We start from the raw sequence: 16167 nt of genomic DNA on the forward strand, positions 1-16167 counted from the left end.
GGCTCGCGGGCCCACGACGAATTCGCGCCGATTCCAGACTATTCGACCACCTGCCCGGACTCACCTGGATGTTTCGAGTCCGACCGGGCCGAGTCGGTCCACCGGAGTACGGGGGGTGCTCTGGGCGGTGCGCGGCTGCGGTTCGGGCCGGGCGTCGCAGGTCAGGTCCGGCCCCTGGTCTCGGCGCTGCGGCAGGTCCCCCGTCCGGAGGTAGGCGACGACGGCCTCGTCGACGCAGGTGTTGCCCGTGAGCGCGACGCCGTGTGTGACACCGCCCTCCTCGATGACCAGGGAGGAGCCGGGCAGGCGGTCGCGCAGGGCGTGCGCCCCCGCCACGGGGGTGGCGCCGTCTTCGGTGGCGTGGACGAGGAGGACGTCGCCGTCGTAGGCAGGGTGCTCGTAGGGGCCGTCGCCGACCTGGAACCAGAGGTCGGGTTCGCCCTCCCAGAAGAGACAGGGAGCGTTGTACCAGATGTTGTGCCACCCCATGAAGGGTGCGTCCCGGTGGACCTCCCGGGCGTCCGAGCGCCAGATGTCCCAGTCCCGGGGCCACAGGGTGTCCGTGCACTGGACCGCGAGGTAGCCGCCGTAACCGGGGTCGCTGTCCGCGTCGTCGCCGTAGGCCTCGTGCAGGGCGAGGAGCGGGTCGGGGTCGTCCTCGTTGATCCGGGCGGCCAGGGCGCCCGCGACCGCGGGCCAGGTCTTGCCGCTGTAGGCGACGACGATGACGGCACCCTCCAGTTCGGTGGGGCCGACCGTGTCCCGGGCCGGGTTCTCCCGCAGTTCGGCGCGCAGGTCGTAGTAGGCCCCGGCGACGGTCTCCCGGTCGGTTCCCAGACCGTAGGTGTCGTCGTGGCGGGCGACCCAGTCGAAGAAGTTTCCGGCGGACCGGTCCAGGGCTCGGCTCTGCACGAGGTTGCTCTCGTACCAGGGGTTGTCCGGGTTCACGACGCTGTCCAGGACCAGAGCGCGCACGCTGCGGGGGTAGAGCGAGGCGTAGACGGTGCCGAGATAGCTGCCGTAGGAGTAGCCCAGGTAGTCGATCTGCTCCAGGCCGAGGGCGACCCGGATGTCGTCCATGTCGTGCGCGGTGTCCTCGGTGCGCATGTGGTCCAGGAGCGGTCCGGCGTCCTCTGCGCAGGCCGCGGCGTAGGCCTCGGCGTCGGCGAGCAGGGCCCGTTCCGCCAGGGCGTCGGCGGGGACGGTGTCCTTGCGGACCGGGGCGAAGAAATCGGGGTCGCAGTTGACGGCGGGGGTGGAGGCTCCCATGCCGCGCGGGTCGAAGGCGACCACGTCGTGGGTCCGGCGGAGTTCCTCGGGCATCCGGTTGTGGGTGTGCGCGGCCCACATGCGTCCCGCGCTGCCCGGTCCGCCGGGGTTGACCAGTACGGTGTGCTCCGCGGTGCCGGTGGCGGGAACGCGGGAGAGGGCGATCTCCACGGTCTCGGCGAGGTCGTTGACGCGTTCGTCGCCGGTGGTCCGGGCCAGCGGGACGGTGATGGCGGCGCACTCCAGGCTCGTGCCGCCGACCGGTTCGAGGTCCTCGCAGGGCTGCCAGTCGAGCGCCTTCTGGTCGATGCGGGTGGCGGGCGCGACCGTCACCTCACCGGGGGCGGCGTGCGCCGCCGGTGCGGCCAGCAGGGAAGCCAGCAGGGCCCCGGCGGAGATGGCTGCCCACTGCGTGCCCGTCGATCGCACTCGTCTACCCCCGATGCCGACCATATTGTCCTTGTGCATTGTCTCTGTTACTGAGGGTGACATGGGGAAGCGACACGGGGCCCAGGTGGACACTCTCCCGGTAACATGTGCCCTGGTCGTATCAGACGTGGACAAAAGGGGCACAATGCGGCTTGATCGTGTCGATGAGCGGATCATCGCGATACTCGGCGCGGACGCGCGGATGAGCTTCGCCGAGATCGGTGGCGAGGTCGGTCTCAGTCCCTCCGCCGTGAAGCGCCGGGTGGACCGCCTGATCGAGTCCGGCGCCGTGCGCGGCTTCACCGTGGTCGTCGAGCCCCAGGCGATCGGCTGGACCACCGAGGCCTTCATCGAGCTCTACTGCCGGGCGCGCACCTCCCCGGGCGAGATCCGCGTCGGCCTGGCGGGCTACCCGGAGATCACCTCGGCGTGCACCGTCACCGGTGAGGCCGACGCCATAGTCCAGGTCCGCGCCCGCGACACCCACCACCTGGAAGAGGTCATCGAGCGCATCGGCGCCGAACCCTTCGTGGTACGCACCAAGAGCACCCTGGTGCTGTCCCGACTGGTCGACCAGCCCGTCCTCGCCGGAGCCGCCGGCCTGGACCGGTAGGTCCGGACCGGCGGCCCTCCGGTGATCGCACGGCCACAGCCCGATCCGCCACCGAACACCACGTGGACGGCGTGCAGCGCGACCAGGACGGCCGCCAACGCCGAAGGACCCCGGCACGCCGTCAGGGAGCGCGTCCGGGGTCCCGGCAGGCCCGACAGGGGCCTCGGTCCGTGGACCGGCCCGTGGGTCAGTCCTCGGGGAGGGCGACCGGGGCCAGCTCATCGAACAGGTCGCCCGGGCCGGGGTTGGACGGGTCGGTCCGACCACCGAAGTGGTGCATGACGCCCCACACGGCGTTCAGGGCCGTCTGCACCGCGCCCTCGGCCCAGCCGGCGGTCCAGGACACGTCGTCGCCGGCCAGGAACAGCCCCCGGTGGCGCTCGGCCAGGTCGTCCTGGTGGAAGTGGGTGAACAGGCGCCGCTGGTACCGGTAGTGGCCGGGCAGGTTGGCCTTGAACGCGCCCATGAAGTAGGGCTCGTCCTCCCAGGAGACGGTCACCGGGTCACCGGTGATGTGGGAGCGGATGTCCACGTCCGGGTAGACCTTGCCGAGGGAGGCGAGCATGACCTCCATGCGCTCGTTGGCCGACAGCGGCAGCCACTTCAGCGAGTCGTCGCACCAGGTGTAGGACATGCAGATCGCCGCGGGGGCATCGGGGTCCTCACCCTCCAGCAGGTAGGTGCCCCGGGTCATCCGGTCGGTGAGCGTCATGCTCATGACGTCCCGCCCGGTCTCGGGGTCCTTGTCCCGCCAGAACGCGCGGTCCACCGGCACGAACAGCTTCGAGGACTCCATGTAGTGGGTCCGCTCGATCGCCGTCCAGTGGTCGATCGGCAGCAGGTCGTCGTCGCAGTCGATCTTGGACAGCATCATCCAGGACTGCGCCGTGAACACCGCCGACGCGTAGGTGCGGATGGAGCCGGAGGAGTCCGTGACCGTGATGTTGCCCGCCGGGGAGCCCTTGGCCGCGGTACGGCGCAGCGCCGTCACGGCCGGCCGCGGCTCGCCCCCGTGCAGCGAGGCCAGGGAGGTGCCCTGCGCCCAGTGCACGAGCTTGTCCGGGGCGTCCTCCCACAGGCGCAGCGGAAGCTGGTCGACACCGCCCACGATGCCCATGTGGTCGTCGTCGGCACCGGTGTAGGTGACCCGCAGGATCTCCAGGATGGAGTTGGGGAAGTCGGTGTCCCAACCGCCGGTGCCGAAGCCCACCTGGCCGAAGACCTCGCGGTTGCGGAAGGAGGAGAAGCCCGGGGACTCGCACAGGAAACCGTAGAAGGTCTGGTTGTCCAGCTTCTCGACCAGCCGGTTCCAGATCTCCTTCTGGGTGGCCGTGTCGCGTTCCCGGATCGCCTTCTGCATCCGGGTGTGTTCGACGCTCTCCAGGGTCCGGTCCCAGGCCTGCGCCACGTCCCGGTACACCTGTGGCAGGTCGTCCAGGTGCGTCGCGTAGTGCGACTCGCCCTTGAGATCGACGACGGTGCTCGGGGTGGACGCCGCGAGCGGGTTGGGGAAGGGGCTGGTCCGCAGGCCCATCCGGTCCGCGTAGTGCCAGAAGGAGGTGGACGACGGCGGGAAGCGCATGGCGCCCATCTCGGCGACCACGTCGTCGGGGCAGCCGGGGAGACGCTCGGTACGCAGCCGGCCGCCGATCCGGTCGGCCTCGTACACGACCGGCTTCAGGCCCATCTTCATGAGCTCGTAGGCGGTGACGATGCCCGAGAGGCCGCCGCCGATGACCGCGACCTCGGTGCCGTGGTGCTCGGCGGGGACCTGGCCCAGCCCTGCGGGGTGCTCCAGGAAGGAGTCGTAGGCGAACGGGAAGTCGGGCCCGGACATGGTCAGCGGCCGTTCATCCGCCGGGGCGGTGGCGGGTGCGGTACCTGCGGCCGTGGGCACGGCAGACGTCATGAGGCCCTCCTTACGCTGGGGCTGGGTGTACGGGTTTCGGATACGGGTTCGGGGTTCAGCGCTCGAGCGCCGAGTACAGGGCCGGACGGCGGTCGCCCAGGTAGGACAGTTCCGCCCGGGCGGCCTCGGTGACGGCCGGGTCGATGTCGCCGACCAGCAGGGCCTGAGTGGGACCGGCCCGCAGCAGCTCGGTGCCGTCGGGGCCCACGAGGGTGCTCAGCCCGACGTAGTCGAGCTCCCCCTCGGTGTCGCAGCGGTTCACGTAGGCCAGGTGGATCTGGTTCTCCATCGCCCTGGCGGGGACGAGGAGGGTGGCCACCGAGGTGTCCGGGCCCATCAGGGCGGTGGGCACCAGGAGGACGGTGGTCCCGGCCAGTGCGTGCGCCCGCACGGCCTCGGGGAACTCCACGTCGTAGCAGACCAGCAGGCCGAGACGGTGGCCGCCGAGGTCGACCTGGACGACCAGTTCACCGCCGGGGGCGAAGAGGTTCCGGTCCAGGTCGCCGAACAGGTGCGTCTTGCGGTAGAGCGCGCGGGAGGCCCCCGTGGCGTCCACGAACCGCACCGCGTTGTACACGTTCCCGTCCGCCCGCTCGGGGAAGCCGTAGACGATCGCGACCCCGGTGTCGGCGGCGATCCGGGAGACCGCCCGGAAGAGGGGCCCGTCGGCGGGCTCGGCCAGCCGTTCGACCTCGGCCCCGATGTTGTAGCCGGTCATCGACATCTCCGGGGTGACCAGCAGGGCGGCGCCGTCGGCCGCGGCCGCCCGGGCCCGCTCCCGGAGCCGGTCCAGGGAGGATGCGGGGTCGCCGCTGCGTCCCGTGCCCTGGTCGAGGGCCACTCGCAGTGTCTCGGGCATCGCCTGGCACCTCCCGGTGTTTTGTCGCTGGTCGACCGCGTCCACTCTAGGCGGGCGGGGGCGTGGGAACCGTGTGTCGGGCGGGCACTCTGTTGCGAGTTATCGCCGACATGACCCGTTTCGTTGCGCTGATGTGCACACGCGCGCCGGATCGTTCAGTCCCGACCCCTGACGGAGAACACGGGGGCGGGCCCGGGGATTCCCCGGGCCCGCCCGGTCAGGTCACACCGCGCCCGACACGGAGCGCGGCCCGTGCGCGTCTCAGGCGCGGACCTCGGTGGCCGGTTCGGTCTCCAGCGCGGAACGGCGCATGCCGTAGCCGAAGTAGACCGCCAGGCCGACCACGAGCCAGGCGCCGAAGGCGATCCACACGCTCAGCGGCATGCTGATCATCAGGTAGGCGCAGGCCAGGACGCCGAGGACCGGAGTTACCGGGGCTCCGGGCATCCGGAAGGCGCGCTTGAGGTCGGGGCGGTTCCTGCGCAGTACCAGGACGGCCACGTTGACCAGGGCGAAGGCGAACAGGGTACCGATCGCGGTGGCGTCGGCGAGCGGACCGAGCGGGATGAGCGCCGCCAGGACGGCGATGGACACCGAGGTGATGACGGTGTTCGCGCGCGGAGTGCCCTTGGCGTCGACCTCGGAGAAGGCCTTGGGGATGAGCCCGTCGCGGGACATCGCGAAGAGGATGCGGGTCTGGCTGTAGAGCACCACCAGGACGACGCTGGCCAGGGCCAGGACGGCGCCGGCGGCGAAGATGACCGCCCAGATCGGGGTTCCGGTGACCACGGTCAGGATCCCGGCCAGGGAGGTGCGTCCGGCGGCGAACTCGGTCCAGTTGAGGGCGCCGATCGCGCTGAAGGCCACCAGGCAGTAGATCGCGGTGACCACGATCATCGAGAACATGATGGCGCGCGGCAGGTCGCGCTGGGGGTTCTTGGCCTCCTCGCTGGCGGTGGAGGCCGAGTCGAAGCCGATGTAGGAGAAGAACAGGGTGGCGCCGGCGGCGGAGACACCGGCCATACCCATCGGCATGAACGGGGCGAAGTTGCCGTCCTGGACGGCGGTGATCGCGATGGCCACGAACATCACCAGGACGGCGATCTTGATGGCGACCATGACGGCGTTGGCGCGGGTGCTCTCGCGGACCCCGGCCAGCAGGGCGAACATGGACAGCAGGACCACGATGGCGGCGGGCAGGTTGACCAGGCCGCCTTCCAGGGGGCCGGCCAGGAAGGCGCCGGGCAGCGCCAGACCCGTGGTCAGTTCGAGGAGCTCGTTGATGTACTGGCCCCAGCCGACACCGACCGCGGCGACGGAGACTCCGTAGGTGAGCATCAGACACCAGCCGCACACCCAGGCCATGAACTCGCCCATGGTGGCGTAGCTGTAGGAGTAGGCCGAACCGGAGGCGGGGATCATCCCGGCCATCTCGGCGTAGGCGAGCGCGGAGAACAGCGCGGTGACACCGGCCAGGACGAACGCCAGGATGACGGCGGGCCCGGCGACAGGGACGGCCTCACCCAGGACGACGAAGATGCCGGTGCCCAGGGTGGCACCGATGCCGATCATGGACAGCTGCCAGAAACCCATGGTTCGGCGCAGCCCGGTGCCGCTCTCGGTCTCCGCCACCAGCTTCTCCACCGGCTTGCGCCGGCTCAGGCGCTGCCCGAGCGTGGGCACGTCCGTGCCCATCGGCGCGGGGGTCTTCTGGTCCACCACGAAATGACTCCTCGACGTTCTGCGGGACGGGCACACCGGAATCGGCGCCGCTCATCGAACCAACGGCGCCCCAAATGTGCCCTAGGCAACGGTAATGGTGTTGCCTGGGTAACATGACCCACATTCGTTGCATTTGTCTGTCTCAAACGCTGCAATCGTGCGTACTCGGACAAGAAAACGCATGCGAGCGTGATGCAGGTCATAAAAAATTACGCTCCGTGATTGAAATCGTCTGACCTGCGACGACGTCGGTGGAGCGCACCGGTAGGTGTAACGCTCGCAGCCCCGTGCTGTTCCGCCCCGGCCGGGAGCGGAGGCCGGACCACCCGCCACCGACCGGGCCGCATGGCGACCCCGGACACGCGAAAGGGGAGTACGGCGGCTGCCGTACTCCCCTTTCGGAAACCGTGGTGCGGGTCAGCCCGCCACGGAGACGCTGGGCTCGCCCTCGGCCCCGGCCTCGCCCATCTCCTCGGCGATGCGCATGGCCTCCTCGATGAGGGTCTCCACGATCTTGGACTCGGGAACGGTCTTGATGACCTCGCCCTTGACGAAGATCTGCCCCTTGCCGTTGCCCGAGGCCACACCCAGGTCGGCGTCGCGCGCCTCACCCGGGCCGTTGACGACACAGCCCATGACGGCCACCCGCAGCGGCACCTCCATACCCTCCAGCCCGGCGGTGACCTCCTCGGCGAGCGTGTACACGTCCACCTGGGCACGGCCGCAGCTCGGGCAGGAGACGATCTCCAGGCCGCGCTCACGCAGACCCAGCGACTCCAGGATCTGCGCGCCGACCTTGACCTCCTCGGCGGGCGGAGCGGACAGGGAGACGCGGATGGTGTCGCCGATCCCCTCCGAGAGCAGCGCGCCGAAGGCCACCGAGGACTTGATCGTGCCCTGGAAGGCCGGACCGGCCTCGGTCACACCCAGGTGCAGCGGGTAGTCGCAGGCCTGCGAGAGCAACCGGTAGGCGTTGACCATCACCACCGGGTCGTTGTGCTTGACCGAGATCTTGATGTCCCGGAAGCCGTGCTCCTCGAACAGCGAGCACTCCCACAGCGCCGACTCCACCAGCGCCTCGGGGGTGGCCCTGCCGTACTTGGCGAGCAGGCGTTTGTCGAGCGAACCGGCGTTGACCCCGATCCGGATCGGGGTACCGGCCTCACCGGCCGCCTTGGCGATCTCGGCGACCTTGTCGTCGAACTTCTTGATGTTGCCGGGGTTCACGCGGACCGCGGCGCAACCCGCCTCGATCGCCGCGAACACGTACTTGGGCTGGAAGTGGATGTCGGCGATCACCGGGATCTGCGACTTCCTGGCGATGATCGGCAGCGCGTCGGCGTCCTCGTTGGTGGGGACGGCCACGCGGACGATCTGGCAGCCGGAAGCGGTCAGCTCGGCGATCTGCTGGAGGGTCGCGTTGACGTCGGAGGTGCGGGTGGTCGTCATCGACTGCACGGACACCGGGGCGTCCCCGCCGACAGGAACGTTCCCGACCATGATCTGCCGGGTCTTGCGCCGGGTCGCCAGCGGGCGCGGCGGTGTGGCGGGAATACCGAGATCGATGGTCACGCTTGATTCACCTCGTCTGCCGCCGAGAGGGAGAGCGGCACTTGATGTCGTCCGGTTCGTGGGAAAGGGCACACGGAGCACAGCGCCCGAAACCGCGTCCGGGATTCCGTCCGGGCGGCCTGGGCCGCGGCGTCGTTCCCGGAACGCGACCCCAAGGTTACCCGCCCCCGGGCGAACGCTCGGCACGTCGTGGCCCTGCTCACACCGGTTCGGGCAGAGTTCACCCGCGGTTCCCGCGGCGGGGTCAGCCGAACAGCCGGACCGGGTTGATCAGGTCGGCCACGAGCAGGATGACGCTGAACACGAGGAAACAGGCCACGACCACGTAGGCCACCGGGGTCAGCAGCGCCACGTCCACCGGCCCCGGGTCCGGGCGCCGGAACAGCCGGGCCGTCCATCTCTTGACGGACTCCCAGATCGCCCCCGCCATGTGCCCGCCGTCCAGCGGCAGGATCGGCAACATGTTGAAGGCGAACAGGAAGAGGTTCACGCTGGCGAGGATGCTGAGCATGATCGCGACGGTGTCGATCAGCGGCAGGCCCTGGGACATGATCTCGCCGCCGATGCGGGAGATGCCGACGATGCCCACGGGGGAGTCCTCGGTGCGCTGCTCGCCCAGGAAGGCGGCGCCGAACACCTCCGGGACCCGGCTGGGCAGCGCGATGATGGCCTCGCCGACGCTGACCAGCATGGAACCCACCTCGGAGGCCGACTCCGTGACGGTGAGGGGCTGGCGCTCCTGCATGAACAGCACGCCCAGGAAGCCGACCGTCTCGGTGGCCACGACCCGGCGCCCCTGTTCGTCGTAGACGAGGTCGCCCTCGGCGTCGGTCTCGTAGACTGGGTCGCCGTCGGCGTTCCGGGCGGCCAGCTCGTTCTCGACGATGTCGACGGTGGTGGTGAACTGCTCGCCGTCACGCTCGATGACGAACTCGGTGGGGCCGAGCGAGGCACGGATCGCCCGGTTGACGGTGACCCCGTCGGGGGTGGGCTCGCCGTCGATCGAGACGATGGTGTCACCGGGCTCCAGCCCGGCCTCGTGGGCCGGGGTGGGGGCGAACTCGTCGGTGCACTCGGTGGCGGTCACCTGGGCGGGGACCACGCACTCACGGACCGCGCCGAGCTGGGGGACGTCCTTGGGGACGCCGATGCCCATGAAGAGCACGCCCAGCAGGACCACCGCGAGGACGAGGTTCATCGCCGGTCCGGCGAACATGACGATCAGGCGTTTCCAGGGGGCCCGCTGGTAGAACTGCCGGTCCTGGTCCTCGGGGGCCAGCTCCACGTAGGAGGCCTCCCGGGCGTCCTCGGCCATCGCCCGCCAACGGGAGATCTTCCGGGCACCGGCGCCCTCCCGGACCCGGGCGGGCGGCAGCATGCCGACCATGCGCACGAACCCGCCCAGCGGCACGGCCTTGATCCCGTACTCGGTCTCGCCCCTGCGCACCGACCACAGTGTCCTGCCGAAGCCCACCATGAACTCGGTGCACTTGATGCCGAACATCTTCGCGGTGGACATGTGGCCGAGCTCGTGCCAGGCGATCGAAAACAACAGTCCCAGCACGAACAGGACGATCCCGACCACGGTCAGCAGCACGACCATGCATCTCTCCTCAAGCCGACGTCGGTCCTCAGCCGCGGGTGAGCAGCTCGCGCGCGCGGGTTCGGGCCCAGTTGTCAGCGGCGTACACGTCGTCCAGAGTCAGGGGCAGGGTCGAGACCCCCGGACGGTCCACCCGCTGGTGTTCAGAGACTACCCGGGAGACGGTGTCCATGATGGCCCAGAACGCGAGGTTTCCCTTGAGGAAGGCGTCGACCGCCTCCTCGTTGGCCGCGTTGTAGACGGCGGGGGCCGTTCCGCCCGCGGCGCCGACCTCCGCGGCCAGCCGCACGGCGGGGAAGGCCTCGTGGTCCAGCGGCTCGAAGGTCCAGCTCTGCGCCCTGGTCCAGTCCATGCCCGGCGCGGCGTCGGGGACCCGTTCGGGGGCGCCGATCCCGTAGGCGATCGGAATCATCATGCTGGGCGGACTGGCCTTGGCCAGGGTGGTGCCGTCCACGTACTCGACCATGGAGTGCACGATCGACTGCGGGTGGACGACCACGTCGATCCGCTCGAAGGGCACGTCGAACAGCAGGTTGGCCTCGATCACCTCCAGCCCCTTGTTGACCAGGGTCGCGGAGTTGACGGTGATGACCGGGCCCATGCTCCAGGTGGGGTGGTCGAGCGCCTCGGCCGGGGTGACGTCGGCGAGCTCGTCCGCGCGGCGGCCGCGGAAGGGGCCGCCGCTGGCGGTGACGACCAGTCGGCGCACGTCGCCGCGCCGGGCGTGCACCAGCCCCTGGGCCGGGCTGGCCAGCTCTGCCTCGGGCAGGTACGGGAAGCACTGGGCGATGGCGTAGTGCTCGGAGTCGACCGGGACGATCTGCCCCGGTGCGGCCAGGTCGCGCACGAGCGGACCGCCGATGATCAGGGACTCCTTGTTGGCCAGGGCCAGGGTGGTCCCGGCGCGCAGCGCGGCGAGGGTGGACTCCAGTCCCAGGGCTCCGGTGATCCCGTTGAGGACGACGTCGCAGGGGGTCGCGGCCAGTTCGGCCACGCCCTCGGCACCGACCAGGACCTCGGCGGCCGCGCCCTGCTCGCCGAGGAGGCGGGTGAGCTCCTCGGCGCGCGCCGGGTCGGCCACGGCCACCCGGTCGGCTCCGAGCTGGACCGCCTGTTTGGCGAGCAGGTCCACCCGGCCGCCCCCGGCCGCCAGGCCCACCACCCGGAAGCGCTCGGGGTTGCGCTGGACGATGTCGATGGCCTGGGTCCCGATGGAGCCGGTGGAACCGAGGATCACTACTGTTCGCTGCTGTTCTTCTCGCACCGCTCCATTGTCGCGCACCCGGCGCCCGCCTGCCGAGGGGTTGTGGACGGGGCCCGCGGCCGGCCGGCGGTTCCGGGCACCGGAGGACACGGGAGGTTTACAGAGGCGTCGGGATCGTTTAACTTGACCCGTGAGTAAGTTACCTCACAGTAAAGAGAGATACCGATCACCGCCGGTGCGACCGAACACCGGCCCGCCCCGATGGCGACGGCGCGAGTGTCCATCGGAGCCTCCCCGCCTCCCCCGCTCCCCCACCCCCGAGGTTCCCGACATGTTCACCACCAGAGCGCGCCCCGCCCGGGGTGCGCGCACCCGAACCCTCTCCTGGGTCGTCGCGGCCGTGGTCGCCGCCGCCACCCTGTCCCCCGCACCCGCCGCGGCCGCCGTCGGCTCCAGCATCAGCTACGAGACGATCGTCAGCCACGACGGCACCGAACTGAAGGCCAAGGTCATCACCCCCACCGGCGCCGAGGGCCCGCGCCCGCTGCTGGTGATGCCCTCCGCCTGGGGCACCCCGCACATCCTCTACGTCGGGGCGGCCAAGAAGCTGGCCGAGGAGTCCGGCTACCAGGTCGTCGCCTACACCTCGCGCGGCTTCTGGGACTCCGGCGGCGGGATCGAGGTGGCCGGGCCCGACGACCGGGCCGACGCCAGCGCCGTCATCGACTGGGCCCTGGAGAACACCGAGGCCGACGCCGACCGCATCGGCATGGCCGGCATCTCCTACGGCGGCGGCATCAGCCTGCTCACCGCGGCCGAGGACGAACGGGTCCGGGCGGTCGGCTCCATGAGCGGCTGGGCCGACCTGCAGGCCTCCCTCTACCCCAACGAGACCATCGACGTGCAGTCCGCCGAACTCCTGCTCCTGGCGGGCAACCTGCTCGGCACCCCCGGGGAAGCGCTCCGCGAGATGGAGCGCGAGTACCGGAGGGGCAACGTCGACCCCATCCTCGAACTGGCCCCGGACCGCTCCGCCGCCACCAAGGTGGACGCGATCAACGCCAACGGCACCGCGGTCATGATCGCGCACGGGTGGAACGACGGGATGTTCCCCGTCGGGCACCTCGCCGACTTCTACGAGGAGCTCTCCGGGCCCAAACGGCTGATGCTGGCCCCCGGCGACCACGCCACCCAGGAGGCGTTCGGCGCGGTGGGCCTGCCCAACGAGGTGTGGGAGGACCTGGCCCGCTGGTTCGACCACCACCTCAAGGGCGAGGACAACGGCATCGACACCGAGCAGCCGGTGCGCCTGAGGCCCAACAACGGGAACGGGGGCTGGACCTCGCACCCGGACTGGGCCTCGGTGAGCGCCGGGAGCGACCAGTACTTCCTCGACAGGCCCAGCACCAGCTGGGGCCGCTGGCAGAGCAGCGGGGCCATGGAGCCCGAGCCCTCGACCGGATGGGACTACGACTTCCGCACCGGCATCGGCACGACGGCGCGCAGCGGCACCGTGATCCTGTCCGGGGCGCTCCAGCAGTTCTTCGACGTGCCCACCGGGGTCTCACTGCCCCTCGTGGACCGGTACCGGGCGGCGGTGTGGACCAGCCCCACCTACCCCGACGGGGCGCGGGTGGCCGGAACCCCCGAGGCGACGTTCACGTTCACCCCGACCGCCGAGGACCAGTCGGTGTTCGTGTACCTGTACGCGATCGACGGCCGGGGCACCGGTTCGCTGCTGAGCCACGCGCCCGTCACCCTGCGCGGCTCCGTCCCGGGCGAGCCGGTGACGGTGGAGACCGAGCTCTCGTCGGTGGTGTGGGACGTTCCGGCCGGGCACCGGCTGGCAGTGGTGGTGGACAGCAAGGACGCCCGCTACCTCGGTGAGAGCGATCTCGGGGACCGCGTCGAGGTGACCTCACCCGAGGAGAACCCGACCCGGGTGACCATTCCGCTCGGCTGACCCCTCCGGCCGTTCGACGGCCGACAGAACCGGCGGCCGGTCGGCCCGAACTCCCGCGGGGCCGGTCGGCCGCCTCCCCGGACCGGCCCCCGGCGTGCAGGCGCCGGGGGCCGGTACCTGTTTCCCGAGAAAGCCACGACACAAACCTAAAGTAGTCAATAGACTACTCCAAGTATGCAAAGATCGTGGCCATGACCTCGTCCACCACACAGAAGATCCTCGCCCCGCTGGCCGCCGCCGCGGTCGCCCTCGGGGGTCTGGCCCTCATCGACAGACTCCCCGCCCCGGCAGCGGCGGTGACCCGGGCCATCCACGCCCCGGCCGTACTCCCGGCCGCCCAGACCCCCGAAGAGCCGGTCCGGGAGAGCCAGGCCTCCCTCTCCCGGACGGACGGGGTCGTCCACCAGACCGGAGCGGTCACCGACGAGCAGCACGACGCCGTCCTCGACTACTGGACCAGCGACCGGATGGCCGCGGCCCAGCCCATCTCCAGCCTGGTCGACTCCGCTCTCGAACTCGCCGAGCCCCGCGGCGGCGGCGCCGTGACCGAGCCCCAGGCCGCCCGCCCCGACAGCGACGGCGAGCTCTGGGGCGACGGGGGCCTGGTCGCCAGGACCACCGGCAAGGTGTACCTGACCATGGACGGCCGCGACTTCACCTGTTCGGCCTCGGTCGTGGACTCCGCCAACAGCAGCACCCTGGTGACCGCGGGGCACTGCGCCAAGGACGGCCGGGGCTCCTGGGCCCGCAACTGGACCTTCGTCCCCGGCCACGACGACGGCGCCGACCCCTACGGCAGGTTCACCGCCCGCGACCTGATGGTCTCCCCGAAGTGGGCCCGCGAGGCCGACGACAGCTACGACTTCGCGATGGTGGTGCTCAACAGCGACGACGGCACCCCGGTACAGGACCGGGTCGGCGCCCAGCGCCTGGCCTTCGACACCTGGACCGAGGAGCGGGTCCGCGAGGGCGTACAGGTGTACACCTTCGGCTACCCGTCGGCCTCGCCCTACAACGGCCGCGACCTGCACTACTGCTCCGGTCGGACCGTCCCGGACACCGGCGGCACCACCGCCAACGGGGTCCGCTGCACCATGACCCAGGGCTCCAGCGGCGGCCCCTGGTTCAGCGACTTCGACACCGCCACCGGCAGGGGGACCATCTCCTCGGTCGTCAGCTTCAAGTACGCCGACGACCGCAACACCCAGTACGGGCCGCGTCTGGGCGCGGAGGCCGAGCGCCTCTTCGAGCACGCCGCCAAGCTGTAGGACCACCGGGAGCCACGGACCCACCAGAAGCCCGGAAACGGCGGGGCGGTGGCGGCCCCGACCGGCCGCCACCGCCCCGTCGGACGCCCGGCCGTCGTCCCGTACCGGTACGGGACGACGGCTCGGAACTAGAGGTCGATGCCGGTGAGCACCAGGACGCGCTCGTGGGTGAGGTCGGTCATGGCCGCGCGCAGCCCCTCCTTGCCCACGCCCGAGCGCTTGACGCCGCCGTAGGGCATCTGGTCGGCGCGGAAGGTGGGCACGTCACCGATGACCACACCGCCGACCTCCAGTTCCCGGTGGGCCCGGAAGGCGGTGGGCAGGTCCCGGGTGAAGACACCGGTCTGCAGGCCGAAGTCGCTGTCGTTGACCGCGTCGAAGGCCGCGTCGGTGTCGGCGACCCGCTGCACGACCAGCACCGGGCCGAACACCTCCTCACGCACCACCCTGGCATCGGAGGGCACGTCGGCCAGGACGGTCGGCGCCATGGTGACGCCGTCACGGTGTCCGCCGGTCAGGAGCCTGGCCCCGGCGGCGACCGCCTCCTCGACCCAGGCCGCCACCCGCTCGGCCGCGGCCTCGTCGACCAGCGGACCGACGTCGGTCCCCGGGTCGGCCGGGTCGCCGGTGCCCAGAGCCTCGACCCGGTCGACCAGGCGCGGGAGGAAGTCGTCGTGGACGGCGTCGGTGACCACGACCCGCTGGACCCCGATGCACACCTGCCCGGCCTGGTTGTTGCCGAACAGTGCCACCCGCTGGGCGGCCCAGTCCAGGTCGGCGTCGTCCAGCACCACGGCCGCGGCGTTGCCGCCGAGTTCCAGGGTGACGTGCTTGTGCGGGGCACGCCGCTGGATCTCCCAGCCGAACGGGCCGCCGGTGAAGGAGACGACGGGCAGCCGCTCGTCGGTGATCAGCGGCGCCGCGAGCTCGTTGGGCATGGGCAGCACCGAGAACATGCCCTCGGGAAGCCCGGTCTCGGCGAGGATCTCGCCGAGGAGGAGGGCGGTCATCGGGGTGGCCGGGGCGGGCTTGAGGACCACCGGAGCGCCGACGGCGATGGCCGGGGCGACCTTGTGGGCGACCAGGTTGAGTGGGAAGTTGAACGGGGAGATGCCCAGGACCGGCCCCTTGGGGACCCGGCGGACCAGGGCCATCCGCCCGGTGCCGCCGGGATCGGTGTCCAGGCGCTGGAGCTCGCCGCTGTCCCGGCGGGCCTCCTCCGCAGCCCAGCGGAACACCGAGACGGCGCGCCCCGCCTCGGCACGGGCCCACTTGATCGGCTTTCCACTCTCGGCGGTGATGACCTGGGCGATCTCCTCCGCGCGTTCGGCGATCCGCCGACAGACGTGGTCGAGGGCCCCGGCCCGCACGTGCGCGGGCAGGGCGGCGGCCTCGGCGGCCACCGCGTGCGCGGCGGCGACAGCGGCCTCCACCTGGGCCGCGGTCGGTACGGCGACGACGCCGGCCGCCCCGCCGGTGTAGGGGTTGAGAACGGTCATCTCGGTGTCGCCGGTCGCAGCGGTGCCGGCCAGCCAGAACGGGTGCGTGGTCATGTCCGTGACGCTAGACCCCCGAGGACACCGACCGCCTTGTCCACAGTTGCCAATCCGAAAGCTCGCGTTGGCCACTGTGGCGCATTGACGGCGGCGGGGCCCCGCGTGGTCGGCAGGCCGCGGCGGCCGCAGGGCGGCAATCCCGTCAGTGGATCTTCGGTCAACCGGCTGGCGTCCGCGCGCTCCTTGATACACAGTGGTGG

11 protein-coding genes are annotated in these 16167 nt (G+C 71.0%); 3 read left to right on the forward strand and 8 right to left on the reverse strand.

All coding sequences use genetic code 11. The features are described from left to right. Nucleotides 1-60 precede the first annotated feature (60 nt). Entirely contained in the window at nucleotides 61-1698 is a 1638-nt protein-coding gene (locus tag ACUKCB_RS15560) for an alpha/beta fold hydrolase (RefSeq protein ID WP_473036336.1), read from the reverse strand. Between the two features lie 145 nt (nucleotides 1699-1843). On the opposite strand from ACUKCB_RS15560, the gene ACUKCB_RS15565 reads away from it, so the two are divergent. Further along, nucleotides 1844-2311 carry an Lrp/AsnC family transcriptional regulator gene (locus ACUKCB_RS15565; RefSeq protein ID WP_473036337.1) on the forward strand — a complete coding sequence of 156 codons (468 nt, stop codon included), beginning with the start codon at nucleotides 1844-1846 and terminating at the stop codon, nucleotides 2309-2311. 187 nt (nucleotides 2312-2498) lie between these two features. On the opposite strand, the gene ACUKCB_RS15570 is transcribed toward ACUKCB_RS15565, so the two are convergent. The 6 genes from ACUKCB_RS15570 to dxr form a co-directional block, all read right to left on the reverse strand. Then, nucleotides 2499-4220 carry a flavin monoamine oxidase family protein gene (locus tag ACUKCB_RS15570; protein WP_473036338.1) on the reverse strand — a complete coding sequence of 574 codons (1722 nt, stop codon included), beginning with the start codon at nucleotides 4218-4220 and terminating at the stop codon, nucleotides 2499-2501. Between the two features lie 55 nt (nucleotides 4221-4275). Continuing rightward, entirely contained in the window at nucleotides 4276-5079 is an 804-nt protein-coding gene (locus tag ACUKCB_RS15575) for a carbon-nitrogen hydrolase family protein (protein ID WP_473036339.1), read from the reverse strand. Between the two features lie 261 nt (nucleotides 5080-5340). Then, nucleotides 5341-6801: an amino acid permease gene (locus ACUKCB_RS15580; RefSeq protein ID WP_473036340.1), complete on the reverse strand. Its 1461-nt coding sequence runs from the start codon at nucleotides 6799-6801 to the stop codon at nucleotides 5341-5343. Nucleotides 6802-7218: 417 nt separating this feature from the next. Beyond that, on the reverse strand, nucleotides 7219-8373 hold the full coding sequence (gene ispG, locus ACUKCB_RS15585) for a flavodoxin-dependent (E)-4-hydroxy-3-methylbut-2-enyl-diphosphate synthase (protein WP_191268238.1): 1155 nt from the start codon (nucleotides 8371-8373) through the stop codon (nucleotides 7219-7221). Between the two features lie 244 nt (nucleotides 8374-8617). Next, complete coding sequence (locus ACUKCB_RS15590) at nucleotides 8618-9976, reverse strand: M50 family metallopeptidase (protein WP_473036342.1); 1359 nt, start codon at nucleotides 9974-9976, stop codon at nucleotides 8618-8620. A 28-nt stretch (nucleotides 9977-10004) separates the two neighbouring features. Then, the gene (gene dxr, locus ACUKCB_RS15595) at nucleotides 10005-11213 is read right to left on the reverse strand and encodes a 1-deoxy-D-xylulose-5-phosphate reductoisomerase (protein WP_473041024.1); all 1209 of its coding nucleotides are present in this window, start codon (nucleotides 11211-11213) and stop codon (nucleotides 10005-10007) included. Nucleotides 11214-11511: 298 nt separating this feature from the next. Between dxr and ACUKCB_RS15600 the strand changes: the two genes are divergently transcribed. After that, entirely contained in the window at nucleotides 11512-13143 is a 1632-nt protein-coding gene (locus tag ACUKCB_RS15600; RefSeq protein WP_473036343.1) for a CocE/NonD family hydrolase, read from the forward strand. Nucleotides 13144-13334: 191 nt separating this feature from the next. Then, nucleotides 13335-14411 (forward strand): trypsin-like serine peptidase, encoded by a 1077-nt coding sequence (locus ACUKCB_RS15605; protein WP_473036344.1) that lies wholly within the window; start codon nucleotides 13335-13337, stop codon nucleotides 14409-14411. A 128-nt stretch (nucleotides 14412-14539) separates the two neighbouring features. On the opposite strand, the gene ACUKCB_RS15610 is transcribed toward ACUKCB_RS15605, so the two are convergent. Next, the gene (locus ACUKCB_RS15610) at nucleotides 14540-15964 is read right to left on the reverse strand and encodes an aldehyde dehydrogenase family protein (RefSeq protein WP_473036345.1); all 1425 of its coding nucleotides are present in this window, start codon (nucleotides 15962-15964) and stop codon (nucleotides 14540-14542) included. Between the last annotated feature and the right edge of the window lie 203 nt (nucleotides 15965-16167).

Source organism: Nocardiopsis moroccensis (assembly GCF_055763695.1).

Coding starts and splice junctions, on each gene's coding strand:
- ACUKCB_RS15590 (WP_473036342.1), bottom strand. CDS start 9,976: ATGGTCGTGCTGCTGACCGTGGTCGGGATCGTCCTGTTCGTGCTGGGA.
- ACUKCB_RS15575 (WP_473036339.1), bottom strand. CDS start 5,079: ATGCCCGAGACACTGCGAGTGGCCCTCGACCAGGGCACGGGACGCAGC.
- ACUKCB_RS15565 (WP_473036337.1), top strand. CDS start 1,844: ATGCGGCTTGATCGTGTCGATGAGCGGATCATCGCGATACTCGGCGCG.
- ACUKCB_RS15570 (WP_473036338.1), bottom strand. CDS start 4,220: ATGACGTCTGCCGTGCCCACGGCCGCAGGTACCGCACCCGCCACCGCC.
- ACUKCB_RS15605 (WP_473036344.1), top strand. CDS start 13,335: ATGACCTCGTCCACCACACAGAAGATCCTCGCCCCGCTGGCCGCCGCC.
- ACUKCB_RS15610 (WP_473036345.1), bottom strand. CDS start 15,964: ATGACCACGCACCCGTTCTGGCTGGCCGGCACCGCTGCGACCGGCGAC.
- ACUKCB_RS15600 (WP_473036343.1), top strand. CDS start 11,512: ATGTTCACCACCAGAGCGCGCCCCGCCCGGGGTGCGCGCACCCGAACC.